The organism is Tistlia consotensis USBA 355, assembly GCF_900177295.1.
Classification (GTDB): Bacteria; Pseudomonadota; Alphaproteobacteria; order Kiloniellales; family DSM-21159; genus Tistlia; species Tistlia consotensis.
The window spans coordinates 1-1,032 of record NZ_FWZX01000091.1 but is presented as its reverse complement, the minus strand read 5'-3'; the positions used below and the strand labels follow the sequence as shown (position 1 = coordinate 1,032).

Genomic DNA, 1,032 nt, shown 5'->3' with positions numbered 1-1,032 from the left:
GCCTTCTACGGCCCCTCGGGCTTCGGCAAGAGCGTCAGCGCGGCCTATGCCGCCAACAGCCACCGGGCCTACTACGTCGAGGCCAAGGCGTCCTGGACGCGGCGGTTCTTCCTGCTGTCGGTGCTCCGGGAGATGGGCATCGAGCCGGCGAAGACCATCCCGGAGATGGTCGAGCAGATCTCCGAGCAGCTGGTGCTGAGCCGCCGGCCGCTGATCATCGACGAGATGGACCACGTCGTCGACCGCCGCATGGTCGACCTGGTCCGCGACATCTACGACGGCTCGGCGAGCCCGATCCTGCTGATCGGGGAGGAACAGCTTCCCGCGAAGCTGAAGCGCTGGGAGCGGTTCGACGGCCGCATCCTGGAGTGGGCGCCGGCGCAGCCGCTCGACCTGGGCGACGCCCGGCACCTGCGCCGCCTCTACGTCCGCCGCGTCGAGATCGCCGACGACCTGCTGCAGCACCTGGTCGAGCTGGCCCACGGCTCGGCGCGCCGGCTCTGCGTCAACCTCGACCGGATCGAGAAGGAGGCGCAGGCGATGGGCGCCGACCGGATCGACCGGGCCGCCTGGGGCGACCGGCCGCTCTACACCGGCGAAGCGCCGAAGCGGAGGCTCTCGTGATGGCCCGGCGCCCCGTCCACCTGGCGGCGGCCGGCAAGCGCCCGGTCAGCCGCGACGCGATCTGGTCGGCCGTCCGCCGCCTCGTCCAGTTCACGGTGCCGCAGCTCGCCGGCGAGACGAACATGCACCGCGACACGATCAAGAGCTATGTCGCCGGCCTGGAGGCGGCCGGCTACGTCAGGCGCGTCGGCCTGCAGGAAAGCCGGAGCGGCGCCTATGGCGTCAAGGGCGGCGCGCCGTTCCCCGCCATCGCCTACCTGCTGGTCCGGGACGTCGGCGTCGAGGCGCCGCGGGTGCGGCGCAACGGCACCGAGGTCAGGCAGGGCGGCGCCCGCGACCAGATGTGGCGGGCCATGAAGATGATCGGCGAGTTCAGCACCCGCGATCTCGCCGTCCATGCCTCGACCG

At 72.0% G+C, this 1,032-nt stretch carries 2 protein-coding genes; both read left to right on the top strand.

What is annotated here, in order from left to right:
• A partial coding sequence (locus B9O00_RS32250) for an AAA family ATPase (protein ID WP_085127571.1) occupies positions 1-624 on the top strand: 624 nt, incomplete at its 5' end.
• On the top strand, positions 624-1,032 hold a 409-nt coding region (locus B9O00_RS32245), incomplete at its 3' end, for a helix-turn-helix domain-containing protein (RefSeq protein WP_200808738.1). The genes B9O00_RS32250 and B9O00_RS32245, both read left to right, overlap by 1 nt.